Source organism: Agromyces solani (assembly GCF_058349925.1).
Map to the genome: position 1 here is coordinate 16,836 of NZ_JBYRER010000004.1, position 25,987 is coordinate 42,822.

Annotated in this window: 28 protein-coding genes and 1 tRNA gene; 13 read left to right on the plus strand and 16 right to left on the minus strand. The window is 72.2% G+C overall.

The features are described from left to right. Positions 1–8 precede the first annotated feature (8 nt). Both AC3RJ7_RS16715 and AC3RJ7_RS16720 read left to right on the plus strand, forming a co-directional pair. A complete protein-coding gene (locus AC3RJ7_RS16715) occupies positions 9–251 on the plus strand; it encodes a DUF167 domain-containing protein (protein WP_491456993.1) in 243 nt (80 codons plus the stop codon). Continuing rightward, positions 248–1,138, plus strand: a complete 891-nt coding sequence (locus tag AC3RJ7_RS16720; RefSeq protein ID WP_491456994.1) for a CHAD domain-containing protein — start codon at positions 248–250, stop codon at positions 1,136–1,138. Before AC3RJ7_RS16715 ends, AC3RJ7_RS16720 begins: the two co-directional genes overlap by 4 nt. Positions 1,139–1,154: 16 nt before the next feature. Here AC3RJ7_RS16720 and AC3RJ7_RS16725 read toward each other — a convergent pair whose 3' ends face one another. Next, positions 1,155–1,406, minus strand: a complete 252-nt coding sequence (locus AC3RJ7_RS16725; RefSeq protein ID WP_491456995.1) for a hypothetical protein — start codon at positions 1,404–1,406, stop codon at positions 1,155–1,157. A gap of 51 nt (positions 1,407–1,457) precedes the next feature. Then, on the minus strand, positions 1,458–2,078 hold the full coding sequence (locus AC3RJ7_RS16730) for a GNAT family N-acetyltransferase (protein WP_491456996.1): 621 nt from the start codon (positions 2,076–2,078) through the stop codon (positions 1,458–1,460). A gap of 89 nt (positions 2,079–2,167) precedes the next feature. Between AC3RJ7_RS16730 and AC3RJ7_RS16735 the strand changes: the two genes are divergently transcribed. Next, positions 2,168–2,632: a MarR family winged helix-turn-helix transcriptional regulator gene (locus tag AC3RJ7_RS16735; protein WP_491456997.1), complete on the plus strand. Its 465-nt coding sequence runs from the start codon at positions 2,168–2,170 to the stop codon at positions 2,630–2,632. Then, positions 2,629–3,297, plus strand: coding sequence for a hypothetical protein (locus AC3RJ7_RS16740; RefSeq protein ID WP_491456998.1), 669 nt, complete (start codon positions 2,629–2,631; stop codon positions 3,295–3,297). Before AC3RJ7_RS16735 ends, AC3RJ7_RS16740 begins: the two co-directional genes overlap by 4 nt. 22 nt (positions 3,298–3,319) lie before the next feature. On the opposite strand, the gene AC3RJ7_RS16745 is transcribed toward AC3RJ7_RS16740, so the two are convergent. After that, entirely contained in the window at positions 3,320–4,732 is a 1,413-nt protein-coding gene (locus AC3RJ7_RS16745) for a DUF2252 domain-containing protein (RefSeq protein WP_491456999.1), read from the minus strand. A 185-nt stretch (positions 4,733–4,917) separates the two neighbouring features. Between AC3RJ7_RS16745 and AC3RJ7_RS16750 the strand changes: the two genes are divergently transcribed. Further along, positions 4,918–6,021, plus strand: coding sequence for a type I restriction endonuclease (locus tag AC3RJ7_RS16750; protein ID WP_491457000.1), 1,104 nt, complete (start codon positions 4,918–4,920; stop codon positions 6,019–6,021). Between the two features lie 97 nt (positions 6,022–6,118). Continuing rightward, positions 6,119–6,192, plus strand: a tRNA-Pro gene (locus AC3RJ7_RS16755). 92 nt (positions 6,193–6,284) lie between these two features. Here AC3RJ7_RS16755 and AC3RJ7_RS16760 read toward each other — a convergent pair. The 4 genes from AC3RJ7_RS16760 to AC3RJ7_RS16775 all read right to left on the minus strand — a co-directional run bounded on the left by AC3RJ7_RS16760 (position 6,285) and on the right by AC3RJ7_RS16775 (position 8,058). Further along, positions 6,285–6,773 carry an adenosine-specific kinase gene (locus tag AC3RJ7_RS16760; protein WP_491457001.1) on the minus strand — a complete coding sequence of 163 codons (489 nt, stop codon included), beginning with the start codon at positions 6,771–6,773 and terminating at the stop codon, positions 6,285–6,287. 136 nt (positions 6,774–6,909) lie between these two features. Further along, positions 6,910–7,074, minus strand: coding sequence for a hypothetical protein (locus tag AC3RJ7_RS16765; protein ID WP_491457002.1), 165 nt, complete (start codon positions 7,072–7,074; stop codon positions 6,910–6,912). A 2-nt stretch (positions 7,075–7,076) separates the two neighbouring features. Then, positions 7,077–7,538 (minus strand): DUF6325 family protein, encoded by a 462-nt coding sequence (locus AC3RJ7_RS16770; protein WP_491457003.1) that lies wholly within the window; start codon positions 7,536–7,538, stop codon positions 7,077–7,079. Between the two features lie 127 nt (positions 7,539–7,665). After that, complete coding sequence (locus tag AC3RJ7_RS16775) at positions 7,666–8,058, minus strand: SRPBCC domain-containing protein (RefSeq protein WP_491457320.1); 393 nt, start codon at positions 8,056–8,058, stop codon at positions 7,666–7,668. On the opposite strand from AC3RJ7_RS16775, the gene AC3RJ7_RS16780 reads away from it, so the two are divergent. Then, a complete protein-coding gene (locus tag AC3RJ7_RS16780; protein ID WP_491457004.1) occupies positions 8,034–9,287 on the plus strand; it encodes a hypothetical protein in 1,254 nt (417 codons plus the stop codon). The two genes, AC3RJ7_RS16775 and AC3RJ7_RS16780, sit on opposite strands and share 25 nt — an antisense overlap. Then, positions 9,284–10,393 carry an O-antigen ligase family protein gene (locus tag AC3RJ7_RS16785; protein ID WP_491457005.1) on the plus strand — a complete coding sequence of 370 codons (1,110 nt, stop codon included), beginning with the start codon at positions 9,284–9,286 and terminating at the stop codon, positions 10,391–10,393. The genes AC3RJ7_RS16780 and AC3RJ7_RS16785 overlap by 4 nt, the downstream gene beginning before the upstream one ends. A 50-nt stretch (positions 10,394–10,443) precedes the next feature. On the opposite strand, the gene AC3RJ7_RS16790 is transcribed toward AC3RJ7_RS16785, so the two are convergent. The 4 genes from AC3RJ7_RS16790 to AC3RJ7_RS16805 are packed head-to-tail and all read right to left on the minus strand — an operon-like array spanning position 10,444 to position 16,110. Further along, positions 10,444–11,346, minus strand: coding sequence for an NAD-dependent epimerase/dehydratase family protein (locus AC3RJ7_RS16790; protein WP_491457006.1), 903 nt, complete (start codon positions 11,344–11,346; stop codon positions 10,444–10,446). 17 nt (positions 11,347–11,363) lie between these two features. Beyond that, positions 11,364–13,067, minus strand: a complete 1,704-nt coding sequence (locus AC3RJ7_RS16795; RefSeq protein WP_491457007.1) for a class I adenylate-forming enzyme family protein — start codon at positions 13,065–13,067, stop codon at positions 11,364–11,366. Beyond that, positions 13,064–15,112: a glycosyltransferase gene (locus AC3RJ7_RS16800; protein WP_491457008.1), complete on the minus strand. Its 2,049-nt coding sequence runs from the start codon at positions 15,110–15,112 to the stop codon at positions 13,064–13,066. Before AC3RJ7_RS16800 ends, AC3RJ7_RS16795 begins: the two co-directional genes overlap by 4 nt. Next, complete coding sequence (locus AC3RJ7_RS16805) at positions 15,109–16,110, minus strand: 3-oxoacyl-ACP synthase III family protein (RefSeq protein WP_491457009.1); 1,002 nt, start codon at positions 16,108–16,110, stop codon at positions 15,109–15,111. The genes AC3RJ7_RS16800 and AC3RJ7_RS16805 overlap by 4 nt, the downstream gene beginning before the upstream one ends. A gap of 158 nt (positions 16,111–16,268) precedes the next feature. Between AC3RJ7_RS16805 and helR the strand changes: the two genes are divergently transcribed. Then, entirely contained in the window at positions 16,269–18,413 is a 2,145-nt protein-coding gene (gene helR / locus AC3RJ7_RS16810) for an RNA polymerase recycling motor ATPase HelR (protein ID WP_491457010.1), read from the plus strand. Between the two features lie 53 nt (positions 18,414–18,466). Here helR and AC3RJ7_RS16815 read toward each other — a convergent pair whose 3' ends face one another. Together AC3RJ7_RS16815 and AC3RJ7_RS16820 are read right to left on the minus strand one after the other, a co-directional pair. Then, complete coding sequence (locus AC3RJ7_RS16815) at positions 18,467–18,970, minus strand: O-acetyl-ADP-ribose deacetylase (protein ID WP_491457011.1); 504 nt, start codon at positions 18,968–18,970, stop codon at positions 18,467–18,469. A 50-nt stretch (positions 18,971–19,020) separates the two neighbouring features. Next, entirely contained in the window at positions 19,021–20,241 is a 1,221-nt protein-coding gene (locus AC3RJ7_RS16820; protein ID WP_491457012.1) for a globin domain-containing protein, read from the minus strand. Positions 20,242–20,349: 108 nt separating this feature from the next. Here AC3RJ7_RS16820 and AC3RJ7_RS16825 point away from each other — a divergent pair, with 108 nt between their 5' ends. The 3 genes from AC3RJ7_RS16825 to AC3RJ7_RS16835 all read left to right on the plus strand — a co-directional run bounded on the left by AC3RJ7_RS16825 (position 20,350) and on the right by AC3RJ7_RS16835 (position 23,653). Continuing rightward, a complete protein-coding gene (locus AC3RJ7_RS16825) occupies positions 20,350–21,030 on the plus strand; it encodes a helix-turn-helix domain-containing protein (RefSeq protein WP_491457013.1) in 681 nt (226 codons plus the stop codon). Further along, on the plus strand, positions 21,027–22,256 hold the full coding sequence (gene rlmN, locus AC3RJ7_RS16830; protein ID WP_491457014.1) for a dual-specificity RNA methyltransferase RlmN: 1,230 nt from the start codon (positions 21,027–21,029) through the stop codon (positions 22,254–22,256). The genes AC3RJ7_RS16825 and rlmN overlap by 4 nt, the downstream gene beginning before the upstream one ends. Positions 22,257–22,402: 146 nt before the next feature. Continuing rightward, a complete protein-coding gene (locus tag AC3RJ7_RS16835) occupies positions 22,403–23,653 on the plus strand; it encodes a Fic family protein (protein WP_491457015.1) in 1,251 nt (416 codons plus the stop codon). A 158-nt stretch (positions 23,654–23,811) separates the two neighbouring features. Here AC3RJ7_RS16835 and AC3RJ7_RS16840 read toward each other — a convergent pair whose 3' ends face one another. The 3 genes from AC3RJ7_RS16840 to fdxA are packed head-to-tail and all read right to left on the minus strand — an operon-like array spanning position 23,812 to position 25,380. Then, positions 23,812–24,444 (minus strand): superoxide dismutase, encoded by a 633-nt coding sequence (locus AC3RJ7_RS16840; protein WP_491457016.1) that lies wholly within the window; start codon positions 24,442–24,444, stop codon positions 23,812–23,814. Between the two features lie 52 nt (positions 24,445–24,496). Further along, positions 24,497–25,036 (minus strand): flavin reductase family protein, encoded by a 540-nt coding sequence (locus AC3RJ7_RS16845; protein ID WP_491457017.1) that lies wholly within the window; start codon positions 25,034–25,036, stop codon positions 24,497–24,499. After that, the gene (fdxA, locus tag AC3RJ7_RS16850) at positions 25,033–25,380 is read right to left on the minus strand and encodes a ferredoxin (RefSeq protein ID WP_491457018.1); all 348 of its coding nucleotides are present in this window, start codon (positions 25,378–25,380) and stop codon (positions 25,033–25,035) included. Before fdxA ends, AC3RJ7_RS16845 begins: the two co-directional genes overlap by 4 nt. Positions 25,381–25,481: 101 nt before the next feature. On the opposite strand from fdxA, the gene soxR reads away from it, so the two are divergent. Continuing rightward, positions 25,482–25,964 (plus strand): redox-sensitive transcriptional activator SoxR, encoded by a 483-nt coding sequence (gene soxR, locus AC3RJ7_RS16855; RefSeq protein WP_491457019.1) that lies wholly within the window; start codon positions 25,482–25,484, stop codon positions 25,962–25,964. Positions 25,965–25,987 lie beyond the last annotated feature (23 nt).

Here is a 25,987-nt window from a genome sequence, read left to right on the forward strand (position 1 = left end):
AGCGGTCGATGGAGGTCACGGTCCGGGTGAAGCCCGGCAGCCGCAAGGGTCCGCTCGTCGAGGCGACGCCCGACGACCCGGCTGCCTCCCTGACCGTCTTCGTGCGGGAGCGCGCGGTCGACGGGGCGGCGAACGCGGGCGTCGTCGCCGCGATCGCGGAGCACTTCGGCGTGCCCAGGCGCGATGTCGAGATCGTGCGGGGCACGACGGCCCGCGTGAAGCGGGTCCGCGTCGATCTCGGAGCGTCATGATCCGGCCTGCGGATGCCTCGGGCACGGCTGCCGCGGTCGTGCACGCCTCGCTCGTGGAGTACTGGTCGCGGCTCGCGGAGCTCGCGCCGGCGGTGAGGGCGGACGAACCCGACGCGGTGCATCAGGCACGCGTCCTCGTGCGCCGACTGCGCAGCGTGCTGGGCGCGTACCGCGGTCTGCTGGATCGGGCCGAGGCCGATCGCGCTCGGTCCGAGCTCGCCGGGCTCGGCGACGCCCTCGGCGGGGTCCGCGACCTCGAGGTCCGCGCCGGGCTGGCCGAGGGGTACCTCGGTGCGGACGCGACGGCGCCGATGCGTCGACGCCTCGTCGACGAGGTGCGCGCAATGCATCGTGATGCGCACGCCCGCCTCATCGAGGAACTCCTACCGGGCATCGCGCGGGGCGAACCGACCGCCGAGTCGCTCGGGACTCCGCCGCTCTCTGGGCCGGCGGAAGCCGACGGCGTGCCCGCCGAGGTCGCACTGGCCGCTTCGCTCGCGCGGGAGGCACGTCGGGTGCGTCGCGCCGGGAAGCGGGCCGGGACCGACCTGAAGTCCCTCCACCGGCTCCGCCGCGCCGCGCGGCGGCTGCGCTACGCCGCCGACGCCGTGCTCGACGGACTCCCCGCGGCGACGCGCGAGAAGGTGCGGGCGGTCTCGGCCGCGGCGGAGGCCGTGCAGGACCTGCTCGGTGACGATCGCGATCGACGTCTGTTGGCCGAGGAGGTCGAGGTGATCATCGACGAGCGGGGTGACGACGAGGCGTCGACCTCCGGCTACCGGCGGCTTGCGGTGCGGGCGCGGAAAGAGGCCGCTGAGCGATTGCGCGAGCTTCCGGCGGCGATGCACGAGTTGAAGGCGCGTGCGCGAGCCCTCGCGCCCGCGTGAAGGCCGGTCGGGCGGTTCAGAGCTCGCGAATGATCGACGCGCGCTGCGTCTCGTACTCCGCCGGGGAGATGACCCCTCGATGGCGCAGGTCGTCGAGCTCCCGGAGGCGGGCTTCGACGGACCGGGGGGCCGGGCCGGTGCGGTCGGGTGGGTTCTGCCCCCGGGTGACGAGCACGATGGGCACGACGATCGCTGCGACGATGAGTGCGAACAGCAGCATCACGCCGACGATGACGAGTGCGTTCCAGCCGCCCATTCCGTAGAACATGAGGTCATCGTAACCCCGCCGGTGGGAGATGCGACGGCGTCATGCGCCGACTCAGCCGAGGTGCAGCTGCATGATCGCGCGGTCGGGCCGTGGGCGTGCGACCTCGCTGAAGCCGGCATCGACGAACATCGAGACGGTGCCGTGGTAGAGGTCGGCCGCGGGGGTCTTCGCCCGCTCGGCCGGGTCGACCGCATACCCCTCGAGGACCCGTGCGCCGTGCGCACGGGCGTAGTCGACCGCGGCCGCGGCGAGCGCACGGCCGACGCCGCGCATGCGGTATTCGCGGGGGACCACGAAGCACGAGACCGACCAGACGCCCTCGTCGTCGAAGTCGGGTTCGGGCGTCGCGCCCGCGATGATGCGGCTGCGCTTCAGTCGGGGCAGGTTCGGGCGCGGTTCGACCGCGCACCAGCCGACCGGCGTCTCGTCGTCGTAGGCGAGCAGGCCCGGACCGGTGCCGGGGGATTCGAGCTGTCGGTGCAGCAGGTCTCGCATGTCGTCGGGGGTTGCGGTGCGCCACTCGGCAGCCGGAAGCTTGAACCACTGGCACCAGCATCGAGCAGGGTCGCCCTTCGTGCCGAACACCGCCTCGACATCGCCGAACGGGACGTCGCCCGCCGGCACGACATGGAGTGGGTTCGGGTCGAGCTCGGCACCGAGATCGCTCATCATGCGACCAACGCTAGCGGCGACCACCGACATCTCCGTCCGCCCCGACCGCCATTTCGTGAAGTAAGGTAACAATGTAGTAAGCTCATGATATGACTCCCGAGATCACCGTGCTCGACCGGCTGCTCGAGGTGAGCGACCTGTTCCAGAAGGACATGGCCCGCGCGTTCGCCGGCACGCCGCTCACGCCGGCACGCGTGCGCGTGCTCTGGGACCTCGCGGCCAACGGCCCCTCGACGCAGCATGTGCTCGCCTCGCGGCTCGACGTGAGCGCGCGCAACGTCACGGGGCTCGTCGACGCGCTCGAGGCGGGCGGCTATGTGCGCCGCTCGCCCCACCCGGGCGATCGGCGGGCGATCGTCGTCTCGCTCGAGGCATCCGCCCAGGGGCTCATGGCGACCATGCAGCAGGAGCATGCCGAGCTCACCGCCGAACTGCTCGACGCCGTCGCCCCCGCCGACCGGGCCGCGCTCGAACGAGGCATCACGGCGATCGCCGATCGCCTGCGCGGACTCGTCGCCGAGGCCGTCGCCGTCGACCGAGCGAGGTCGTCGTGACCACCGCGATCGGCGCCCGCCGCGAGGCATCCCGCTGGCGCGGCGCGTGGGAGACGGTCAAGCGCGCACTGCGAATGGAACTCGCCGTCTACGCGAGCATCGGGCGGCTCATCGGGAGACGCCCGGCGATCGAACGCGGCGGGGCCGGCTTCGGCTACCACCGACCCGTGCTCTCGGTGCTCATCATCTTCATCGTGCTCTCGGCCGTCGAGATCCCGATCCTCGACCTCATCGTGCACCGGTGGCCCGCCGTGCGGATCCCGATGCTCGTGCTCGGCGTCTGGGGCCTCACCTGGATGTTCGGCCTGCTGTGCGCCTACCTCGTGCGGCCGCACACCGTCGGGCCCGAGGGCATCCGCGTGCGCGCGGGGCTCGAGACCGACGTGCTGCTGCGGTGGGACGACATCGCCTCCGTGGCGCGTCGGCCCCAGGTCGACGAGCCCAAGTCGCCGAAGGTCGTCGAGACCGGCGACGGTGCGGATGCGTCGCGCATGTTGCTGCTGAGGATCAACAACGAGACCGTCATCGAGATCGAGCTCGAGCGCCCGACCCCGGTGCAGCTGCCGGGGCGCGGCGCGAACGGAGGCGCGCAGGTCGTCGACGTCGTGCGGATCTGGGTCGACGAGCCGAAGGCGTTCATGGACGAGGTGCGCAAGTACCTCTAGCGGGCAACGGGTGGTGGCGCTGTCAGCGCACCGACTCGGCGGCGGGGAACCGCCCGGCCTCGATCGCGGCGCAGAACGCATCGTAGTCGGCGCGTGACTGCGCCGCGTAGGCGAGCGACCAGTCGGCGATCGCCTCATCGAAGCGCTTGCTGCCGCCGACGTAGCCCGCGATGAACCCGGCCCGTGGACTCTGGGCGTGCGCCCGGGCGAGCTTCGTCGCGCAGGCCTCGACGTAGTCGACGAAGGCGGGCTCGTCGAGTTCCGCGATCTCGAACGACGCGTTCCGGTCGCGGAACTGGCGCACGTAGAAGCCGCGGTCCCCGACCTGGACGTGGCCGAGGAACGCGTCGGAGGTCGTCTGCAGGATCCGCTGCAGCGTGACGACGCGCGCACCGCCGCTGAGCGCGTCGATCCTTGTCGCCTTCGGGCGGTCGGCTCGGTCGCGCAGCCCACCGAACTCGTCGAGCACCGAACTGCCGGCCTCCTTCACCTGGAGGATCACGACATCGCCGTGCGAGCCCGCGAACACGACGATGTAGCAGCGGGTGCCGACGCTGCCGACGCCGACCACGCGTCGCGCGACGTCGGTCGCCGTGTACTGCGACATGAGCATCGCGATGTCGGGCTGGACGGTGTGCAGGTAGTCGTCGACGACGCCGCCCAGTCGTGCCTCGATCTCGGCGGAGACGTGGGTGAGGGTCGGCGGCTGCTCGCGGAGGACCGGTGCGCCCAACGGGGTCCGGTCGAGGATCTTCGCCGCGACCCGCTCGGTCGTGCGCTTGGCTGCCTGCTCGACCACATCGCGGATCGCGGCGCGTGAGCTCTCGTGGGCGCCCTTCTCGTTTCCGGTCCGCCGCAGGTAGTAGCGCTCGACGGGGGAGAGCTCGGTCATGCGGCGGATGCTGCGCCGGTATGCCGCGACCGCGCGGATGGCAGCCTCGTGGACGGTGTCGTCGTCGAATCCGTTCGACTGCGCGCCGATCACGACGCTCGTCGCGAGCCGCTTGAGATCCCACTCCCACGGGGCCAGGGCGGCCTCGTCGAAGTCGTTGAGATCGAACACGAGGCTCCGGTCGGGGGCGGCGTAGACGCCGAAGTTGCTGATGTGCGCGTCGCCGCAGGCGACGACGAAGAAGCCCGAGTCGAGCGAGTTCGAGAGGTCGGCCGCCTGCAGCGCCGCCGTGCCCCGGAAGAACGCGAACGGGCTCGCGGCCATGCGGGCCATGCGGAGCGGCACCAGTTCGGGCAGGCGATCGGCGTTCTGCCGCTCGATGATGCCGAGCGGATCGCGCTCGGCGGGCGGGTCGTAGTGCGCGTGCTTCGAGCGCTTCGCGCGCGATCTGGCTTCGCGCCCGGCATCGCGCTGGGCTTCGCGCGCCGCGACGGCGCCGTGCTCGTAACGGAGTCGCCCCACGGGCTCGATCGTCGTCGACATGGCACGATCGTGCCACAGGCGGGCCCCGAGGACGGACGCGGCGCGGAGACTTTCGAGCATTTCGGGGTGCTCGCAGGAAACTTCACTCGAATACAGCGATTCCCGATCATTCTCGCCGAACTAGCCTCGGCCGAAGTGGGGCTGGCCGACGAGTGCCCCTCAGTAATACGGAAGGAAGTCAAACGATGGAGATCGCGGAGCGGCTTGCCAGTCTCGCCAACAAGATCGGCCAACAGCGCCATTCGATCGAAACCGAGGAAGCGACGAAGAATGCCTTCGTCATGCCGTTCATCTCCCTCGTTCTCGGATACGACGTATTCAACCCGCATGAGGTCGTCCCCGAGTTCACCGCGGATGTCGGGATCAAGCGAGGCGAGAAGATCGACTACGCGATCGTGAAGGATGGAGAAGTCCAGATCCTCATCGAGTGCAAGAAGATCGGGAGCGGGCTCTCGCTCGCTCATTCATCCCAGCTGTTCCGCTACTTCGCCGTGGCGAACGCTCGAATCGCCGTCTTGACCGACGGCAACGAATATCACTTCTACACCGATCTCGACGCCCCGAATCGCATGGATGAGAAGCCGTTCCTGGTCTTGAACCTCAGCGATCTCGACGAGACGCTCATCCCGGAGCTGCAGAAGCTCACAAAGGACACTTTCGACATCGACTCGATCATCAGCGCTGCCGAGGAACTCAAGTACATCGGCGCGATCAAGCGCGTCCTGAGTGCGCAATTCGCGAGCCCTGACGCTGATTGGGTCCGGGCCATCACGGCCAGGGTCTACGAGGGGTCGATCACCCAGCGCGTGCGCGATCAGTTCCAAGTTCTCGTCGCGAAGGCGTCGAAGCAGTTCCTCAGCGATCAGGTCAACGAACGTATCAAGGCGGCGCTCGGCGGCCCCGGATATGCGCTTCAGCGCGATGATGCGTCGGTGTCGGGATCGGATGCGAGCGAAGCGGTTGCGCGAGCGAGCGTGAAGGACGCCTCAGTGGGTGACGGCATCGAGACGACGCTCGAGGAGCTCGAAGCATTCCAGATCGTGCGGGCGATCGCGTGCAGCGAGGTCAAGCCGGGGCGTATCGCGCAGCGCGACACCAAGTCCTACTTCGGCGTCCTGCTTGATGACAACAATCGGAAGCCCATCGCGCGGATCCATTTCAACACGGGTCAGAAGTATTTGGGTCTGTTCGACGTGGACAAGAACGAGACGCGTCATCCGATCGACACCCTCGACGAGATCTACGAATACGCCGACAGGATTCGGGAAACGGTCCACTTCTACGACTGAGGTCGGTGCGCTGCGCTCGTGCACGCGCGGGTGTGCACGAGCACCCCTTCGGATACCGCTATGATGGTCAAGTTGCCTCGGCGGAAAGCCGGAGCATCGGGCTGTGGCGCAGCTTGGTAGCGCACCTGACTGGGGGTCAGGGGGTCGCAGGTTCAAATCCTGTCAGCCCGACGGAAAAACCCTGGTGAGACGGTAGATCTCACCAGGGTTTCGTCGTATATGCGGGCGCGGTTTCACCGAACGCGCAGGTCGGCGGATCCGGCTCAGAGCTTGTACCCGATCGTGCGCAGCAGCGCCATGCGGTCGGCGACGTCCTGATCGGTCTCGACGCCGATCGGCGGCTCGCCGTCGATCACGCCGGCCACGCCGCGGCCGACTTCGGTCACCGCGACGAGGAGTTGCACCGGGTTCGCCGTCGCACAGTAGATCGAGCAGACTTCGGGCACCGCCTTGACCTGGTTGAGCACGTTCACCGGGAAGCCGTCGCGCAGCATGATCACGAAGGCGTGCCCCGCTCCGATCGCGAGCGCAGCGGTGACGGCGAGGTCGACGAGCGTGCGGTCGTTCCCCGTGCGCCTGACGAGGCGGGCACCGGAGGCCTCGCAGAATGCGACCCCGAACCTCAGTGCCCCGCCGACCCCCGCGAGCGCCTCGTGCAGGTCTTCGACGGTCTTGATGAAGTGCGACTGGCCGACGATCACGTTGACGTCGTCGGGCTTGTCGATCGCGACGACCTCGAGCTGGACGGTCATGGCGGACCTCCTTCGACGCGGCCAGCCTAGAGGCGCGGAAGTCCGGGCACCACCCCCGCGCCGCGATGAGCGGAGCCCCGGTGGGATGTGCATCCCACCGGGGCTCGCGGTGTCCGTGCCTTGTGCGCGGCGTCGCTCAGAAGCGGCGGTCCCGCCGATCGTCGCGGCGGTCCTGGCGGCGGTCCTGGCGGCGGTCGACGCCGTTCGAGACGACCTTCGCGGTGCCGACTACCGCCGCGGTGCGCGCGACGGGCCGACCGATCATTCCGACGCGTCCGACGCGTCCGACTCCGATGGGCATGCCTACTCTCCTTCGCTCGTCATCGAGGCGACCAGCGCCTGCGTGGGGATGCGGCCCGACGCGATCAGCTGGGCGCCGTTCCTGCGGAGTGCGACCGCGAACGGGGCCGCCCAGGTGTTCTCCCAGACGAGCACCGCTGCGCTGCTGCCGGGCTCCATGGCCGCGGAGACGTCGATGAGGTCGGCCTCGGCGAGCACGTCGGCGAGGGTCGCCTCGAACGCGCCGAGCGGACCGAGGTCGTCGAGATCCTCGAACTCGTCGACGTCGATCGAGCCGTCGTCGTTCTTGTGAACGATGACGAGGTCGAGCACGCGGATCGTCTCCGAGGCGGCGAGCGAGGCGAGCTCCTCGGCGGCCTCGCCGGTCAGGCGGGTCTCACCCGCGGGGAACTCGACGACGATGTAGTCGATCGGCCCCAGTTCTTCTTCGGTGAGGTCGTGTTCCTCAGTGGTCTGCTCCGACACGCGCCGGCTCCCTTCATCGATCGCACCGTCTCGTCGACGGGTGCATCTCCATGAAAATGGGTGCGCGCGCCCTGAGGCATCATGCGAAAGGGATGAATCGCGTGAGGCATCCCGGATCGCGGGTGAGCTACCCTCCGGCGAGGGCGGCGAGCGCCGCGGTCACCGCACCCCAGCCGTCGAAGAACCCGAGCTCCTCGTGCCGAGTGCGGGTCGCCGGGTCGGCGTGCCGCACGATCGCCCGGTACCGCGTGCCCGCCGGGTGCTCGTCGAAGACGATCTCGGCGGTCATCGCGACGGGAGCCGGCGAAGTCGGGTGCCACGTGCTCGAGATCGCGCGCTCGACTCGAGGCCGGCAGGTCGGGATCGTGCCCGCAAGGCGGTGGTGGACGACGCCGACGGGCGCCGCCGAGCGCCGGGCCGGGCATGGCCGGTTCGGGCCCCAAGGCGTACGATGGGGCGCAGATCTCCCCGCGAACTCGTGTCGAGGAGGGGGCGATGAATGGGGAAGCGCGGAGCCGATTCGACCGGCGTGCGGTCGCCGTCGTGCTGGCGGCGACGGCGATCGCCATCGGCGTGCCGGTAGCGGCGCCGCTCTACGCGGCGGTGTACCCGAGCCTGGACGCCACGACCATCAACGAGGCCGTGACGGACGCCAACATCGTTCCCGCCTGGGCGGCGGACCCGGTCACCCAGTTCGAGACGACCGAGTTCAGTGCGACGCTCATCTACGGAACGGCACTCGATCCCTCGTCGCCGACGGTCACCGTCGGATGGAGCAACGAAGCCGTCCTCGCCGCCGATGACGCCGAGGCCTTCCGGATCGAACCGACGTCGGACTCGCTCATGTTCCTCGATCGAGGCGCCGTCCGCAGCGAGGGCGGATACGAGCTGACCTGGACCTGGGACGTGACCCCGCTCGAGGCCGGCAAGCAGTCGCTCTCGCTCAGCATCCACCCGAAGATCGTCGTGGACGGTCAACTGGTGGCGGGGATCGCGGACCTGAACAAGCCGATACCGATCGAGGTGGCGGTCCACCCGGCGCAGCAGGACTTCGACGAGGTCGTCGACGCGGCCGAGGCGATGGAGATCGACGTCCCGGACGAGATGGTCGTCGGCCAGTCGTACCCCGTCTCCGCGTCGATGTCGCTGGCCGGGCACGCCGACACGATCCGCGTCGACCTCGCGTTGGAGCGCAGCGAGGACTCCGCCGCCGTCACCATCGTGGACGCCGAAGCGGCCGGCCGCGCAGTGACTCGACTGGCGTCGCTCTCACGCTCGACGTCGGACGACGACCGCTACGTCCGGCACTGGACGGTGACCGTCGACGAGCCCGGACAAGTGGCCCTCGTGTTCACCGCACGCGTCCAGGGGCAGGCGGGGGCGCAGAGCCTGACCGCGGACGTCCCGATGCAGGCGGCCTCGAAGGCCGTCTCGCCGCCGCCGTCGTTCTGGACGCTGCTCCAGCAGCCGGTGCTCTACATCGCGCCGTTCGTCGCCCTCGCGGGAGGCCTCCTCGGGCTCTGGGCGGCGTGGAAGAAGCGGAACGAGGGGAAGACCGCCGCGGCACGTCCCGGTGGCTGGACGGTGTGGAGGAGGCACGGCGACGGGAAGAACGCCGCGGTGCGTCCCGGCGGCCCGACGGCGTCGAAGCAGCGCGACGAACGGAAGAGCAGCGCGTCGAGCGCTGACGGCAAGGGCCCGGATTCGGGCTCGGGCCCGGAATCGAGCTCCGGCGACGCGGCGTCGTGACCGCCTACCTCGTGCTGGCCGGCCTCGCGTGGGCCGTCGCGACGCAGGGCGGCACGAGTGGGCGCGACCTCGTGATCGTCTGCGCGCTCCTCCTCTCCGCCGTGGTCATCGGTCGTGCGTGGACTCGAGTCGGCGCAGCGATCTGGGTCGCGATCGTCGCGTTGCTCGGCTGGCTGGTGTTCGAGGGGCCGGTGAGAGTCGGGCCGACTCTCGAGACGGTCCGGGTTCCGTTGCTGGTCCTGGTCGCGGTGATGACCGTGCTGGTCGTGCGGCGGCTGAGCGCCCCCGAGCGGGAATCACTCGTGACCGGTCTCATCGCCGTCGGCTGCCTGCAGTCGGCCGTCGGACTCGCCGAGTGGGGGATCTCGAGCGCAGCCGGCGCACCGGAGTCGTCGCGCGCCGATGCACTGCTCGGCTCCCCGAACGCCCTCGGCATCGTGCTCGTGGCGACGTCGGTCCTCACCGTGCGGGAGCTCGAGCGGCGAGGTGGATGGCTGCTCGGCGCGGCGCTCGTCCTGCAGTGCTCCGCATTGCTCGCGACCGGGAGCCGCATCGCCGTGCTCGCGGCGTGCCTCTTGCTGATCGGCTACGCCGTGGCGCACGCCGACTGGCGGTTGCGCGTGCTCGCGGCCGTCGGCCTCGCTGCCGGAATCGGCGTGGTCGTCGTGCGAACGGCGACCGAGCCCCAGCAGGACCGGCCCTGGCTCTGGGCCGAGGCCGCAGAGCGCATCGCCTCCCGGCCGCTCATCGGCGAGGGGGCGATGCCGGCACCATTCGCACCGGTCGACGGGGATTCGCGGATCACGACGCATGCGCACAACGAGGTGCTGCAGTGGGGTCTGGAATTCGGGCTCGTGGGCGTCTGCCTCGCGCTCGTCCTGCTCATCCTCGTGCTGAGGTCGGTGCCTCGGCCGATTCCCGATGATCGATGGGTCCAGTTCGCCGCGCTGGCGGTGCTCGCGGCCGGGCTGACCGATTTCACGCTGCGCATCACCGCGGTCGCGGTGCTCGCCGCGGTGCTCGCAGCACTGGCGCTCACGTGGGCGCGTGCGGGCGCCGCGGCACCGCGAGCGCGGTCGCACGCGCGGCTCCCGCACTCGACCTGATCGCGACGGCGCCCGACCGCATGACGCGGACGCCGTCCCTGGGCGAGCGTTCACCAGGCCTCGGCACCGTCGAGCGAGGTCTCGCGCGGGCGGTAGCCGAGCCGGGTCTCGGCCGCGGTGAGGTCGTAGGTGCGCTCGAGGCCGACCTGGCTCACCGCGTACCGGGTGAGGCGGGGGCGGCGGCCGGTCACCCGGGCCGACGCCTCCAGCGCACCGGCCACGGTGAAGGCCACGCCGACCGGTACGTCGACGAGGCGGGCATCGACCCCGCGCCGGCGCAGGAACTCCTCGATGACGTCGGAGAGCAGCACCGGCGACGCATCCGCGATGTTGAACGTGCCGCGCGCGGCGCCGGGCACGGCGGCGAGTCGCACCGCTTCGACGAGGTTGTCGACGTGGGTGAGCTGGTGCGGCACCCGCCCGCCGCCGGGCAAGGCCAGTCGGCCGCGGCGCACCCCCGCGAGGATTCGCGGCAGCAGCGTCGTGTCGCCGGGGCCGTACACCGCGTGCGGGCGCAGGATCGCGGCGTCCGCCCCGCCGAGCTCGGCCTCGGCGAGCACCTTCGTCGCCGAGTACGCGCTCAGGTGGCGGCGCGGCCGCGGCGCGTCCTCGCGGACTCGGACGCTCGGCGAGAACGCGTCGTACACGCTCGACGTCGACAGGTGCACGATGCGTGCGCCCGGGAAGGTGCGGAGCATCGCGCGCGTGCCGTCGCGGTTGGCGCGCAGCGCGCGGTCGTGCGCGGCCCAGTCGTCGGCGAGCGCGGCGCAGTGCACGACGGCGTCGACGGGCGTCGCGCGGGCGAGCGGCCCCGTCGTGAGGTCCCACACGGCATAGGTGCCAGCCGGATGTCGCCAGCCGGCGGGGGCGCGACCGTAACCGGTGACCTCGTGTCCGTCGTCGGCGAGCGCCGACGCGACGGCGCCGCCGATGAAGCCGCTCGCTCCCGTCACCGCGATCCTCATCCGGCTCACCCCGATCCGCCGGATCGCCGGTCGAGGGCGCCGCGCTCGCCGGAGCCGTCGGCGAGGTAGCGGGCGAGCTCCGCCGCGAGCGCACGCCGGTCGAGCTTCCGGGCGCGTCCCGAACGCCGGTCGAGCTTCCGGGCGCGTCCCGAACGCGGCAACTCGTCGACGGCGAGCACGAGGTCGGGCATCGCTCCGGCGTCGATGAGGCCGGGCAGGGCCCGCGTCACGGGCGAGACGAGCGGATGCCCCGGGCTGAACCCCCGCGGCGGTGCCTCGGCGGGAACGACGACGAGCACGATGCGGTCGTCGCCGATCTCGTCGGGCACGCCGCTCACGACCGCGTCGAGCACACCGGGCAACCCCGCGACGACCGGCTCGTAGAGGCCCGGATACACGTTCTGCGTGCCGCGGATGAACATGTCCTTCGCCCGGCCGACGAGCGTCAGCGCGCCGTCGTCGATGCGTGCGAGATCGCCCGTGCGGAGCTCGGCGAGCGGACGCTCGGGCAGCTCGTGCAGGTAGCCGCGGGCGAGGCCCGGTCCGGCGAGCACGAGCTCGCCGTCGTCGATGCGGGCGATGACGCTCGGCACGAGCCGGCCCACCGGGTCGCCGCCGCGGTCGGGCGCGGCGCCGCCCCGAGCCGACGCGGTTCCGCGAGCGCGCAGCGCGTCGAGCTTCCGCCGGCCGTCGGCGATCGCGACCGGGAGGATCTCGGTCATCCCGTACACCGCGCGCACGCGCACGCCCGGGAAGCGCGCGAAGATCCGTTCGAGGAGCGGCTGCAGCACGGGTGCGCCGCCGAGCACGATCGTGTCGAGCGCCCGGGGAGCGAGCTCGGGCCGGACCTCGAGCTCGCGCAGGATCGCGTCGATCGCGGCGGGGGCCGCGAACAGGAGCTGCGCATCGCCCAGCAGCCCCAGGTAGTCGGCGGGTCGCGCACCGGGGTTCGTTCCGGCGGGCGGCATGCTCCAGTGCGCGCCCGCGATGAGGGCCGGCACGCCGACCATGAGCTGATCGGTCAGCACCCGCTGACTCGCCCGGAGCCCGACCCCTGCGGCGAAGTCGCCGAGCCCGGATCCGAGCGATCCGCGCGAGTGCACGACACCCTTCGGCCGGCCCGTCGTGCCGCTCGTGAAGACGACGAGCGCCTCGTCGTCGGGCCGCGGCTCGCCCTCGAGCACGGCGAGGACCCGATCATCGTCGGCGTCGAGCGCGCGTCCGGTGAGCCGGTCGAGCGCGAGCGCCCCGCGCGGCACCCCCGGCAGCCATCGGCCCGCCCGCACGTGGCGCGCCTCCGGCACGAGTCGGGCGTACGGAGCGAGCTCGAGGCCGCGACGGCGCGCGATCGGCCGGAACGGGCCGCTCGAGGCGAGGTAGAGCAACGACTCGGCCGCGACCCAACGGGGCGCCGCGAGCCGGGCCCGCGAGCGGAACAGCGCCTCGCCGGCACCGGGGTCGGCGAAGACCACGGTGCCGCGTGCGAGCACGATGCCGAGCGCGAGCGTCACCGCGTCGGGGCCCGGCCGCACCGAGAACAGCACCCGGTCGCCGTCGACGAACCCCTCGGCCCGCAGCGAGGCGGCGATCGCCCGGATGCGCCGGGCGAGTTCGCCGTAGCTGAGCGTCAGCCCGCCGGACGTCAGGGCGGGGCGGTCGGGTCGCCGGTCGGCGGCGGCGAGCACCGCCACGACGAGGTCGGCGGTCATCGCGCGGCCTCCGACGAGGCATCCCGGTCGTGCGCCCGTCGCTCGCGGTCGGCGGCGGCGTCGGCGACGCTCGCCCACTCGGGACCGGACCCGCCCGCCCTGCCTTCGACGACGAGCCGACGATACGAGGGGATCAGCACGTTCCGCGCTGCGGTGCGCTCGACCACGCGCAGGCCGGGCGTCGCGAGCAGCGGGCCCAGCGCGGCGTGCACCTGCGCCATCGCGAGCGGGGCGCCCAGGCAGAAGTGGGCACCGGCGCCGAACCAGAGCTGCTTGAGCGATGCGGCGGGGTTCGCGCGGGGATCGAAGTCGCCGAGCTCGCCGTTCGCCCAGTAGGTGCCGAGGATGACGCGCTCGCCGCGACGTACCCGCAACGGCCCGACGGCGCCGTCGCGCACGACCGAGCGCACCATGACGGGTGACGGCGTCGTGACCCGGAGCGCCTCGGCGACCGCCGCGTCGACGAGCGACGGGTCGGCGGCGAGGCGGGCGTGCCACCCGCTGTCGACGAGGATCGCCGCGAGCCGCGGGATGAACGAGACGAGGGTCTCCGTCCCGGTGAGCACGAAGGCGCCGACCGCGCCCAGGGCCTCGCCTTCGTCGAGGCCGAGGGCGCGCATGCGGCCCGGAACGGTCGACTCGTCGCCCGCGTAGGCGCGCGCCGCATGGGCGTCGAGTTCACCGAGGATGCGGCGTGCCGCAGCCAGTCGGCGCGGGGTCAGCCGCGGGCGGGCGAGGGTGACGAAGCCGGTGACGGCCGAGATGCGCGCGAACAGCTCGTCGTCGACGACCTCGTCGTCGAGGCCGACGAGGCGGCTGATCACCGCACTCGCCGATCGGCGCGCATACGCGACGAGGTCGACCCGGTCGCCGCGGGCGAGCCTCGCGCCGAGCTCGGTCGTTGCGCTGCCGAGCGCGTCGGCGACGAGCCGGTCGACGAAGGCGGGGGCGAACAGCGGCGCGAGCCGGCGGCGCAGCTCCCGGTGCTCGCCGCCCTCCATGTTGAGCAGCACGCTCGGGCCCAGTACGGGCGTCCAGAGCTCGCTCGAAGCGCCGGGGCCGTTCTTCGAGAACGTCTCGGTGTCGAGGAGCGTCGCCCGTAGCAGGGCCGCATCCTTGACGACCACCCCGAGTCTCGGCACCCGGCGCACCGGGCCGGGAATCGCCGAAACCGCCGGGAACGCGAGCGGGTGCGCCGCGCGCACGACGCGGCGTTCGCGGCGGCGTGCGAGCGTCACCGAGGCCCGCGGCTCGCGCACGACCGAGGCCGGGTCGCGGATGTCGACCACGGCGGGGCGGTAGGCGTGGTCCTTGTACCAGAGCAGCGTGTTCGGGAGGCCCCACGCCTGCACCCGGCGGCTCGACCCGTGCACGACGACATCGCCCCGCCTTGCGTAGTCGGCGGTGATGCGGCGAACGGCGTTCACGAGCGCGCGGTCCTCGTGCAGTTCCTCGATGCGGGTGCGCGGGAAGCCGCCGGCGGCGATGTACAGCTCGGCCGTGATGCCGACGTTGCAGCCCGCCGCCATCATGTAGGGGCCGAGGTACGCGTCGTCGCGATTGCCGGGGCGGATCCGGCCGAACGCCTCGGCCACGTGCACGGCGCCGCGCAGCGCGAGCCGCGTCGGCAGTCCGAGTCCCTCGTCGCGCCGCGGCACGAGCTCGCCGCCGACGAGGCGCAACCCCAGGCCGCCCTGCTCGCGCGGGGCGAGCGAACGGCGGATGCTCGCCGTCCAGTCGGCCCGGGGCAGGCAGTCGGCATCGGTGCGCGCGAGCAGCGTCGCCCCGGCCGCGATCGCCGCGCGCATGCCGGTGTCGGCCGCCGCTCCCGTGCCCTTCTGCGGCTCGTCGATCACCCGCCAGCGATGCAGCCCGTGCGCCGCCGCGAAGGCGCGGACGACCTCGGCGCTGCCGTCGGTCGAGCCGTTGTCGACGAACACGGCGTCGAAGTCGCGGTCGTCCTGCGCGGCGAGCGCCTCGAGCGTCGCCGTGATGCCGGCCGCCTCGTCGAAGACCGGCACGACCACCGCGAGCCGCCCGCTCACAGCCGCACCAGCATGAGTCCGAGGCTGATGCCGCCCGCCAGCCCGATGAGGAGCACCAGGCTGCCGTCGCCGACCATCCCGCGTTCGCGGGCCAGCTGGAGTTGCAGCGGCAGCGTCGCCGAAGCGAGGTTGCCGTGGTCGGCGACCGTGATCACGGTCCGGTCGTCGGGAACCCCGAGCCGCGCGAAGATCGGCGGCAGGTAGGGGAGCGCGACCTGGTGGATCGCCACGAGATCGAGGTCGGATGCCACGAGCCCGTGCCGATCGAGCAGGGCGAGCACCGGCCCGGGGCCGAGTTCGAGGAACGCTCGCTGGAGGCCCGCGCCGTCCATGTCGAAGTACGTGCTGTCGGGGTCGTGGCCGCCGATGGTCCCGCCGCCCGGCAGCGTGCCGATCGACCAGTGCTGCGACGCCGAGTGGAACGCCGTGTCGACGATGCCGCGCTCGCCGGAGGCATCCGCCTCGAGGATCACGGCCGCGCCCGCATCGCTCATGACGTAGCCGGGGAAGGAGCGCACGAACTGGGCGTGGTCCCGGAGGGACCAGCGAACGGCCGCCGTCGGCGCCTCGCCGCTCGCGATGAGCACCCGCCGGCACTGCCCCGAACGGATGAGGGCATCGCCGACCTGCATCGCGTTCAGGACCGAATTGCAGGCGTTCTTCACGTCGAAGACCGGCACTCCGAGGTCGAGCTTCGCGTTGACGATATGACTCGTCGCGGGTTCGACGAGGTCCTGGCTCGCGCTCGCGAAGATGAGCTGGTCGATCGGCCCGGGGGAGCGCTCGAGCGCCTCGCGGGCGGCGACGACCGCGAGGTCGGAGGCGTGCCAGCCATCGGGGCGCAGATGCACGCCCCGTACGCCCGTCATGCGTTCGATGAGCGCGGTCGGCAACCTCAGGTGCCGATTGCGGGAGCGCAGTTCGCGCGCCGTCTCCGCGGTCGTTCGGGTGCACTCGGGCAGGTGCGCGGCGACGGCGGCGATGCGACTGTTGGGCACCGGTGCAGCCTAGCCGCGGCGCGGACGACGGCGCCGCCGACATGCGAACGGCGGGGACACCGCCCCGCCACTCCCAGTCTATCGGCGGTCGGGGGGCTTGCGGCAAGAGCCCCGGTCGGGGTCATGATTGACGTTTTCCGCCGACCTGGAGTGCGCCGTTGACCCTGCCGTCCACCGATGTCTTCGCCCTGCCCGACCGCCTCGCCGCGAAGGCGGCGCCCGAGGCCGTCGCGGCCGACCGGCGGCACTTCGCCCGCATCGCCGCGAGCCTCGACGCGCAGGTGGCCGACGCGGAGCACCGGCTCGCGGAGCTCCGCGCGGCGCCCGGCCGCGGCGGCCAGGCGGCGCTCGAGCGGGACCTCGGGATCGACCGGCTGAGCGGGCGGCTTCGCCTGCTGCGGCGCGTCGGGCTCGACCTCTGCCTCGGCCGCATGGTCGGCGTCGGCGGCGAGAGCGTCTACATCGGACGGGCGGGTCTCATCGGCGACGACGGCGAACCGCTGCTCGTCGACTGGCGCGCGCCCGCCGCGGAGCCGTTCTTCGGTGCGACCCACGCCGACCCGATGGGCCTTGCGAGCCGGCGGCGGTACCGCTGGACCCGGGGCCGCATCACCGACTACTGGGACGAGGTGTTCGTGCCGGGATCCGGCGGCGGGCTCGCACCCGATGACCAGTCGGCCTTCATCGCGAGCCTCGGGGCGAGCCGGTCGCCGCGCATGCGCGACGTGCTCGGCACCATCCAGGCCGACCAGGACGCGATCATCCGCGCCGGATCGCGCGGGGCGCTCGTCGTCGACGGCGGTCCGGGCACCGGCAAAACCGTCGTGGCGCTGCATCGGGCCGCCTACCTGCTCTACTCCGACCCGCGGCTCGACGCCCGGAGGGGTGGAGTCCTCTTCGTCGGCCCGAGCCGCGCCTACCTGTCGTACGTCGACGACGTCCTGCCGAGCCTCGGCGAGGAGGGCGTGCAGATGGCCACCCTCCGAGACCTCGTCGACGAGGGCGCCGATGCGACGCCGGAGACGGATCCCGAGGCGGCCCGCCTGAAGGCCTCCGCCGGGCTCGTCGGGGCGGTCGAAGCCGCCGTGACCACGTACGAGCGGCCGCCGGTCGACGAACTCGTCGTCGAGACGCCCTGGGCCGAACCGACGCTGACGGCCGCCGACTGGGCCGAGGCGTTCGGCGCGCCCGAGCCGGGAACCGCGCACAACGACGGGCGAGCCGAGGTGTGGGAGGCGCTGGTCGAGATCCTCGCCGACCAGGTCGACGACGAGGTGCCCGCCGCGCTCGTCCGTCGCGCGATCGAGCAGGACGACGAGCTCGTGCGGATGTTCAACGGGGCCTGGCCGCTGCTCGACCCGGCGGGCGTCGTCGCCGACCTGTGGTCGGTGCCCGGTTACCTCGAGCGGTGTGCGCCGTGGCTCACGCGATCCGAGGCGGAGCGGCTCCGGCGCCACGACCCGCGCGCGTGGACCGTCGCCGACCTGCCGCTCCTCGATGCGGCGCGCCGTCGGATCGGCGACCCGGAGGCGACGCGTCACCGACGCAGGGAGCGCCTCGCCGCGGCCGCCGAGCTCGAGCAGCGCGAGCGGGTTCGCGACGAACTCATCGCCGCCGACGACTCCGAACTGCTCATCATGTCGATGCTGCGCGGTCAGGACGTCGTGAACACGCTCGCCGACGATCCCGGCGCGGGGCCGCGCACCGACCCCGAACGGCTCGCCGGCCCGTTCGCGCATGTCGTCGTCGACGAGGCGCAGGAACTCACCGACGCAGAGTGGTCGATGGTGCTCGCGCGATGCCCCTCGCGCAGCCTCACGATCGTCGGCGACCGGGCGCAGGCGAGGCACGGCTTCACCGAGACCTGGACCGACCGGCTCGAGCGGCTCGGACTCGTGAACGCGCGTCTCACCTCGCTCGCCGTCAACTACCGCATGCCCGAAGAGGTCATGGCGGTCGCGGAGCCGGTCATCCGAGCCGTCCTGCCCGACGCGAACGTGCCGACGTCCATCCGGCGCAGCGGCGTTCCGGTGTCGTACGGCTCGATCGGGGACCTCGCGGCGACGCTCGAGCAGTGGCTCGTCGAGCACCCCGAGGGTACGGCCTGCGTGATCGGGGCGCCCGGCTTCGCCGGCGCCCCGCGCATCCGCGCGCTCGCACCCGAGCTCTCGAAGGGGCTCGAGTTCGATCTCGTCGTGCTCGTCGATCCCGATCGCTTCGGCGACGGCATCGAGGGGGCGGTCGACCGGTACGTCGCGATGACGAGGTCGACCCGGCAGCTCGTCGTCCTCACGAGCGGCTGACGGGCGGGCGACCGCTGCGCTCGCCGCGCGCGTCGCGTGTGCGGCCGTGCGCCTCAGCGCTCGGCGAGCGCCAGCCGGACTCGCTCGAAGAGCTCCGGGTCGCGCACGACCAGCCGAACGTCCTCGACGCGGGTGTCGGCGGCCTCGATCGTCTCGATCGCCGCGGCGATCGCGTCGTCGATCGGCCAGCCGTAGACCCCGGCGCTCACGAGCGGGAAGGCCATCGATCGGACGCCGAGTTCGTCCGCGACGGCGAGCGAGCGCCGGTAGCACGACTCGAGCAGCGATCGGTCGCGCTCGCCGGCGCGGTGGTTCGGCCCGACCGTGTGCACGACCCAGGACGCGGGCAGGTCGCCCGCGGTCGTCCACCCGGCGTCGCCCGTCGCGAGCCCGTACGGGAATCGCGCGATGCAGTCGTCGAGCACCGCGGGACCGCCGGCGCGATGGATGGCGCCGTCGACGCCTCCGCCTCCGCGCATCGCGTTGTTCGCGGCGTTGACGATCGCGTCGACGTGCTGTTCCGTGATGTCGCCGAGGACGGCGGTGACGTCGGCCATGCCCCCAGTCTGCACCGGGCGGCCTCGCGGCGCGAGGCCGCCCGGTGGCGTCAGGCCGGGACGGCGGCGGGGTTGTGTGCCCAGAGGTCGGGTCCGAACACCTCGTACTGGATCTGCTCGCTCGGGATCCCGCGGCCCATGAGCGTCTCGCGCATGGAGCGCATGAACGGCAGCGGCCCGCACATGAAGACCGTCGCGCCGTCGGGGAGGTCGACCTCGCCGAGGTCCATGAACCCGGGCAGCGCCGGGTGCAGCGTCGGCGCGGCGGCGGCATCGTGCTCGTACCAGTTCTGGGCCCGCGCGTCCTCCATGGCGAGCACCTGGCGACGGAGCGACGCGTAGAGCGCGTGCGTGTCGTGCGCCCGATCGGCGTGGAAGAGCCGCACGGTCCGGTGCGGCTGCGTGCGCGAGAGGTCCTCGAGGATCGCGGCGATCGGCGTGATGCCGATGCCCGCGGAGACGAGCACGAGCGGCGCGTCGGAGGCGTCGAGCACGACGTCGCCGGCGGGCTGCGAGACGTCGAGGAGCGTGCCGGGCTGCGCGTGCTCGTGGAGCCAGCCCGAGACTCGGCCGTCGGGAGCCCCGTCGACGCCGCGCACCCGCTTGATCGTGACCCGCAGCGCGTCGCCGCGCGGGCCCGACGAGATCGTGTACTGGCGTGGCTGTCGCGTGCCGTCGGGGAGGTCGACGGCGATCGCCACGTACTGCCCCGTCCGGTGCGCGGGCGTGGAGCCCTCGGCCGGCGCGAGCACGAGGGAGAAGGTCTCGTCGGATTCCTCGAACCGTTCGACGACCCGGTACGTCCGCCACGGATGCTCGGGGTCCGTGCCCCCGAGCGCGTAGAGCTTCGCCTCCTCGGCGATGAGCGAGCAGCCGAACAGCCAGTAGACCTCGTCCCACGCGGCCCGCACCTCGGGCGTCACCGCGTCGCCGAGCACGGTGCCGACCGCATCGAGCAGGTGCTTGCCGACGATCGTGTATTGGCGCGAGGTGATGCCGAGCGAGACGTGCTTGTGCGCGATGCGGCGCATCACGGGGGTGAAGTCGGGTGCGTCGGGGTCGATGAGCTGCACCGCGAAGGCGACGACCGACGCGGCGAGCGCCTTCGGCTGCTCGCCGATCGCCTGGTTCGCACGGTTGAACACGTCGAGGAGCTCGGGGTGGGCTGCGAACATCGCGGGGTAGAACACCCGGGTGATCTCCTCGGCGTGCTCGGCGACCACGCCGGCGGTCGCGCGGACGATGGCTTCGGACTCGGCAGAGAGCTGCATGACGTACCTTTCCGGTTCGGGAGAACGCGTCGTGTCGAGTCTCGGGCGGGCGGTCGCGAGTCGCTCGCGGTTCCACCGGGTTTATTCGACACGACGTAGAATCACCGTGTGCCACGTCGCGTCGGGGACTTCCGGGGACTCACCCAGCCGAGCCGCATCCGCCTGCTGCGGGCCGTGCAGCGCGCGCCGGGGCGTCGCGCGAGCGAGCTCGCCGACGAGTGCGGGCTGCCGCTCAACACCGTCCGCGACCACCTCCAGGTGCTCGAGCGCGAGGGACTCATCCGCGGCGAGGCCATGCCGACGAACTCGCGCGGGCGCCCGGCGATCGGATTCCACCCCGTGCAGGACGCCGCGACGAGCACCGTCGCGGCCGACCGCATCGCCGCCGCACGGCGACGCGGGGCGCTCCTGCGCGCCGCCACCGGCGCGAGCGACGGCGAACTCGACGACGACGCCCGCTCGCAGCTCGACGTGCTCTACGAGCACCTCGACGACGCGGGCCTCGAGCCCCGGGTCGACGAGGCCGAGCTCGTGTTCGAGCTCGCGCCGTGCCGGTATCACGAGCTGATCGACGAGGACATGGCGCTCGTCTGCTCGGTGCACGCCCGCCTCGTCGGAGATGTGCTCCGCCAGACCGGCGGTCCGCTCGCGCTGGCGCGCCTCGAACCCTTCGTCACCGAGCACCGGTGCCGGGTCGCGCTCGCGCGGCACGAGGCCGACCGACGCGCCGGCGACGAGCCCGAGGCATCCAGCGTTCACGCGGCCCGGCCGCGTACCCTTGGAAGGTGACGAACTCGACCGACCAGACCGCCTCCGACGCGGTGCGCCGCACGAAGCCCCGCCAGGTGCGCCCGGCCACCGAGGGCTGGGAGCAGAAGAAGGGCCCCGACGGGCGGCCGATGCTGCAGTTCGCCTCGCCCAAGCGCGGCAAGCCGCCCGTGCACCTCGCCGACATCGCGCCGGCCGACCGCAAGGCGCACGTCGCCGAGCTGGGCTTCCCCGGCTACCGGGCGGCGCAGCTCGCCACGCACTACTTCGTGCACCACACGAACGACCCGGCGCAGATGACCGACCTGCCCGCGTCGTCCCGCGACGCGCTCGCCGCGGCGGTGCTGCCGAAGCTCCTCACCGAGGTGCGCCGGTTCACGACCGACAACGGCGACACGATCAAGTTCCTCTGGAAGCTGCACGACGGCGCCCTCGTCGAATCGGTGCTCATGCGCTACCCGGGCCGGGTCACGCTCTGCGTGTCGAGCCAGGCCGGCTGCGGCATGAACTGCCCGTTCTGCGCGACCGGGCAGGCGGGTCTCACCCGCAACATGTCGGCGGCCGAGATCGTGGAGCAGGTCGTCATGGCGAACGCGGCGCTCGCGCGCGGCGAGCTCGGCGGCCGCAAGAAGGGCGACCACACGCCCGATCGCGTCTCGAACATCGTCTTCATGGGCATGGGGGAGCCGCTCGCGAACTACGCCCGGTTGATGTCGGCCGTGCGCACGATGCTCGCGCCGGCGCCCGAGGGCCTCGGCATGTCGGCTCGCGGCGTGACGGTGTCGACGGTCGGGCTCGTGCCGGCGATCAGGAAGCTCGCCGACGAGGACCTGCCGGTCACCTTCGCGCTCAGCCTGCACGCACCCGACGACCAGCTGCGCGACGAGCTCATCCCCGTGAACTCGCGCTGGAAGGTCGACGAGGCGCTCGACGCGGCGCGCGCCTACTTCGACAAGACGGGCCGCCGCGTGTCGATCGAGTACGCACTCATCAAGGACATGAACGACCACGGGTGGCGCGCCGACCTGCTCGCCGAGAAGCTCAATGCGCGCGGTCGCGGCTGGGTCCACGTCAACCCGATCCCGCTCAACCCGACCCCGGGCTCGATCTGGACCGCGTCCGAGAAGGACGTGCAGCAGGAGTTCGTGCGCCGGCTCGAGGCCGCCGGCATCCCGACGACGATCCGCGACACCCGCGGCAAGGAGATCGACGGCGCCTGCGGGCAGCTCGCGGCCGCCGACGCGTAGCCGCCGGCGCCGTACCGCGACAGCGGTGCGGATGCCGCGGCCGAGCCGGTCCGGTCGGCGGAGAGCCGAGTCGCCCGGCCTGTCATTTCAACTTTAGATGATCTAAAGTTGATTTATAGGCCGATCGTGGACGACGGGAGGGCGCCGTGAGTCGATTCGTCGAGCGGATCTGGCACCCGGGCGATGCCGGACACCTCAGCCGGCGGGACCGCGAGCCCGGACGGTTCCTCGCCTACGTGCCCGACGAGCTCGGCGAGGGCCTGCCCGAGGTCGGGGCGGCCGCGCGACAGGCGGCCGAAGACGCGCTCGCCGTGCTCGCGCGCGCCGACGAGCGCATCGGCGCGCGCGGCGGGTACCTCAACCACCTCCTCATCCGCTCCGAGAGCATCTCGTCGTCGTGGATCGAGGGCAACCGCATCACGCCGAAGCGACTCGCGATCGCCGAACTGCTCGAGGCGGGGCCGAAGGTCGCGCTCGACGTCGTCGCGAACGTGCGCGCGACCGAGCAGGCGATCGCCGAGCTCGCCGACCGTCGCCGCACGGTGACGACGGCCGATCTCGAGCGGCTGCAGCACCTCATCGAGCCGACGCTCGCACCCGGGCTGCGCAGGGAGCAGAACTGGGTCGGCGGCACGGGCTGGAGTCCGCTCCGGGCCGACTTCGTGCCGCCGCCCGAGTCGGAGGTCCCGCGGCTCGTCGACGACCTCGCCCGGTTCGTCACGGCGACCGGCGGCAACCCCGTCGTGCGTGCGGCGATCGCCCACGCGCAGTTCGAGACCATCCACCCGTTCATCGACGGCAACGGCCGCACCGGGCGCGCGATCATCCACACGGTGCTCCGGCGAGCCGACGCCGTACGCAACGCGATCGTGCCGATCAGCACGGTCTTCGCCGGCGACACGAACGCGTACCTCGCCGGGCTGACCGCATTCCGGGCCGATCCTCCGGCGCTCGACGACTGGATCGCCGGATTCGCGCACGCCGCCGAACTCGCGGCGGGCAACGCGGTGCGGCTCGCCGACGACCTCGACCGGCTCGACGACGACCTCGTCGAGCAGCTCGTCGCGCACCGGCGGGCGCGAGGTGCATCGCCCGCCAGGCCGCGCAGCGACGCGGTCGTGCTGAAGGTGCTCGGCGACCTCGCCGCAGACCCGGTCCAGACGATCGACCTCGTCGCGTCGCGGCACGGCGTCTCGAAGGCCGCCGCCCAGCGCGCCCTCGCCGAGCTGGCCGACGCCGGCGTGCTCGGGCGCAACAAGGACCAGAAGGGCCGTCTCATCTGCTGGACGGCCGACCGGCATCTCGCGCTCGTCTCGCTGACGGAGCGCAGCAACCGGGTCGGCGGGGGCGACACCCGCGACCGGGTGCCGCGACTGGGTCCGCCGCGACCCGCCTGATCGCCGAGCTCAGCGGCCCTGCAGTGCGGCGATGAGGGTGCCGATCGCGACGAGCACGATGATGCCGATGAGTCCCCATCGACGCAGCTGCACGGCGAGCAGCGCCGCCGAGAGGCGCCGGCGTCGCCGGCGCCTCGGCGGGCGCGGTGCGGGGGTGCTCAGGCGGCACCCGGCACGATCAGGCCGCTCGTCGCCGAGCGGGCGCGGTCGAAGCGGGCCGCGACGTCGGCCCAGTTCACGATCTCCCAGAACGCCTTGACGTAGTCGGCGCGCACGTTCTTGTAGTCGAGGTAGTACGCGTGCTCCCACACGTCGAGCTGCAGCAGCGGCGTGACGCCCAGGGGCGCGTTGCCCTGCTGGTCGAAGAGCTGGAACACCACGGGACGGGCGCCGACCGAGTCCCAGGCGAGCACCGACCAGCCCGAGCCCTGCACCCCGAGCGCGGTCGCGGTGAAGTGCGCGCGGAACGCGTCGAGCGAGCCGAACGCGTCGTCGATCGCTGCCGACAGCTCGCCCTCGGGCGAGCCGCCGCCGTCGGGCGACATGTTCTCCCAGAACACGCTGTGGTTGATGTGGCCGCCGAGGTTGAATGCGAGGTCCTTCTCGAGCTTGTTGACGTTCGCGAGGTCGCCCTTCGCGCGCGCCTCGGCGAGCTGCTCGAGCGCGGTGTTCGCACCGGTCACGTACGCCTGGTGGTGCTTCGAGTGGTGCAGTTCCATGATGGTCGCCGAGATGTGCGGTGCGAGTGCCGCGTAGTCGTACGGCAGGTCCGGCAGGGTGTACGTCGACATTGCGATGTCTCCTTCTTCGGTGGTCGCCGCCCGCGGTCGCGGGCGGCGTGACTCAGAGTTCGGATGCCTCGTGGTCGAGGCGGTGGAACCGTCGGTCGTGGTACACGAGCGGGGGAGCGTCGGAGCCCGCCCGCACCTCGAGCACCTCGGCGAGCACGAGCGTCGAGCTGCCGACCGGGACGAGCTGCAGCGCCCGGCAGCGCAGGGCGGCGCGCGCCTCCGGCAGCACGGGTTCGCCGGTCGGCAGCCGGGTCCAGCCCTGCTCGGGCGTGAACCGCGGCGCGCCCGACCGGGCGAACGCCCGGGCGAGGTCGACCTGGTGGTCGGCGAGCAGGTGCACGACGAACGAGTCGGCGCCGAGCAGCGCACCCGCCGAGCCGGTGGCCCGGGTGACGGAGAATGAGAGCACGGGCGGGTCGGCGGCGACCGACGCCACGCTCGAGGCGGTGAGTCCGACCGGGCCGGTCGCGGTCGCCGCCGAGACGATGGCGACGCCGGCGGGGTGCACGCGGAACGCGGCCTTGAACGCCTCGGCGGTGACGTCCGACTTCACCGGCTCGTCGGTGAGTGCGGTGTGGCGCGCCGGGTTCACTCGTGCCCGCCCTGCGGTGCCAGCCCCGCGACGACGGGATGGTCGTAGGCCATGACGCCGGTCTTGGCGGCGCCGCCGGGGGAGCCGAGCGCGGGGGCGCCGCCCGGGGCGATCTCGAAGAACTCGACGTTGGCCTTGTAGTAGTCGGCCCACTCGTCGGGCAGGTCGTCCTCGTAGTAGATGGCCTCGACGGGACAGACGGGCTCGCAGGCGCCGCAGTCGACGCATTCGTCGGGGTGGATGTAGAGGGATCGCTCGCCCTCGTAGATGCAGTCGACGGGGCACTCGTCGATGCAGGCCTTGTCCTTGACGTCGACGCAGGGGAGGGCGATCACGTAGGTCACACGATCACCCCGGAGTTGGAACGCATGGGTCAAGCCTAAAACTTCAAGTACCCTTGAAGTCCAATCGGCGAGCGCCACGTGGTGGATCGGAGGAGCACGGCATGACGAAGCACGCGCCCGATGAGCTGCTGACCGTCGGCGAGATGAGCCGGCGAACCGGTGTTGCGCCCTCGGCGCTGCGATTCTACGAGGAACTCGGGCTCATCGCCTCGCATCGCACGGGCGGCAACCAGCGCCGCTACGCCCGGCACATGCTGCGGCGGGTCTCGCTCATCGTCGTCGCGAAACGGCTCGGCATCCCGCTCGGCGACGTGCAGGCCGCATTCGAGCACGTGCCGCTCGACACGACGCCGAGCCACGACGACTGGCAGCGCGCCTCCCGCCGATGGAAGCGGCAGCTCGAGGTGCGCCGTCTCGGCATCGAACGGCTCGAGCGCGAACTCACCGGCTGCATCGGCTGCGGCTGTCTCTCCATGAAGGCCTGCGGGCTGCTCAACCCCGACGACGCGCTCGGGGAGGACGGGGCGGGGCCCCGCCGGCTCGGTCCCGACGAGATCGAAGCGGCGGTCGACGCGCTCGGCTGAGGACGTCAGGACTCCACGGCGCG

What these genes read in the sequence shown, in the direction of transcription:
- AC3RJ7_RS16715 (WP_491456993.1), top strand. Translation starts at nt 9, where the DNA reads ATGGAGGTCACGGTCCGGGTGAAGCCCGGCAGCCGCAAGGGTCCGCTC.
- AC3RJ7_RS16720 (WP_491456994.1), top strand. Translation starts at nt 248, where the DNA reads ATGATCCGGCCTGCGGATGCCTCGGGCACGGCTGCCGCGGTCGTGCAC.
- AC3RJ7_RS16725 (WP_491456995.1), bottom strand. Translation starts at nt 1,406, where the DNA reads ATGTTCTACGGAATGGGCGGCTGGAACGCACTCGTCATCGTCGGCGTG.
- AC3RJ7_RS16730 (WP_491456996.1), bottom strand. Translation starts at nt 2,078, where the DNA reads ATGATGAGCGATCTCGGTGCCGAGCTCGACCCGAACCCACTCCATGTC.
- AC3RJ7_RS16735 (WP_491456997.1), top strand. Translation starts at nt 2,168, where the DNA reads ATGACTCCCGAGATCACCGTGCTCGACCGGCTGCTCGAGGTGAGCGAC.
- AC3RJ7_RS16745 (WP_491456999.1), bottom strand. Translation starts at nt 4,732, where the DNA reads ATGTCGACGACGATCGAGCCCGTGGGGCGACTCCGTTACGAGCACGGC.
- AC3RJ7_RS16750 (WP_491457000.1), top strand. Translation starts at nt 4,918, where the DNA reads ATGGAGATCGCGGAGCGGCTTGCCAGTCTCGCCAACAAGATCGGCCAA.
- AC3RJ7_RS16760 (WP_491457001.1), bottom strand. Translation starts at nt 6,773, where the DNA reads ATGACCGTCCAGCTCGAGGTCGTCGCGATCGACAAGCCCGACGACGTC.
- AC3RJ7_RS16765 (WP_491457002.1), bottom strand. Translation starts at nt 7,074, where the DNA reads ATGCCCATCGGAGTCGGACGCGTCGGACGCGTCGGAATGATCGGTCGG.
- AC3RJ7_RS16780 (WP_491457004.1), top strand. Translation starts at nt 8,034, where the DNA reads ATGAATGGGGAAGCGCGGAGCCGATTCGACCGGCGTGCGGTCGCCGTC.
- AC3RJ7_RS16795 (WP_491457007.1), bottom strand. Translation starts at nt 13,067, where the DNA reads ATGACCGCCGACCTCGTCGTGGCGGTGCTCGCCGCCGCCGACCGGCGA.
- AC3RJ7_RS16815 (WP_491457011.1), bottom strand. Translation starts at nt 18,970, where the DNA reads ATGGCCGACGTCACCGCCGTCCTCGGCGACATCACGGAACAGCACGTC.
- AC3RJ7_RS16820 (WP_491457012.1), bottom strand. Translation starts at nt 20,241, where the DNA reads ATGCAGCTCTCTGCCGAGTCCGAAGCCATCGTCCGCGCGACCGCCGGC.
- AC3RJ7_RS16840 (WP_491457016.1), bottom strand. Translation starts at nt 24,444, where the DNA reads ATGTCGACGTACACCCTGCCGGACCTGCCGTACGACTACGCGGCACTC.
- soxR (WP_491457019.1), top strand. Translation starts at nt 25,482, where the DNA reads ATGACGAAGCACGCGCCCGATGAGCTGCTGACCGTCGGCGAGATGAGC.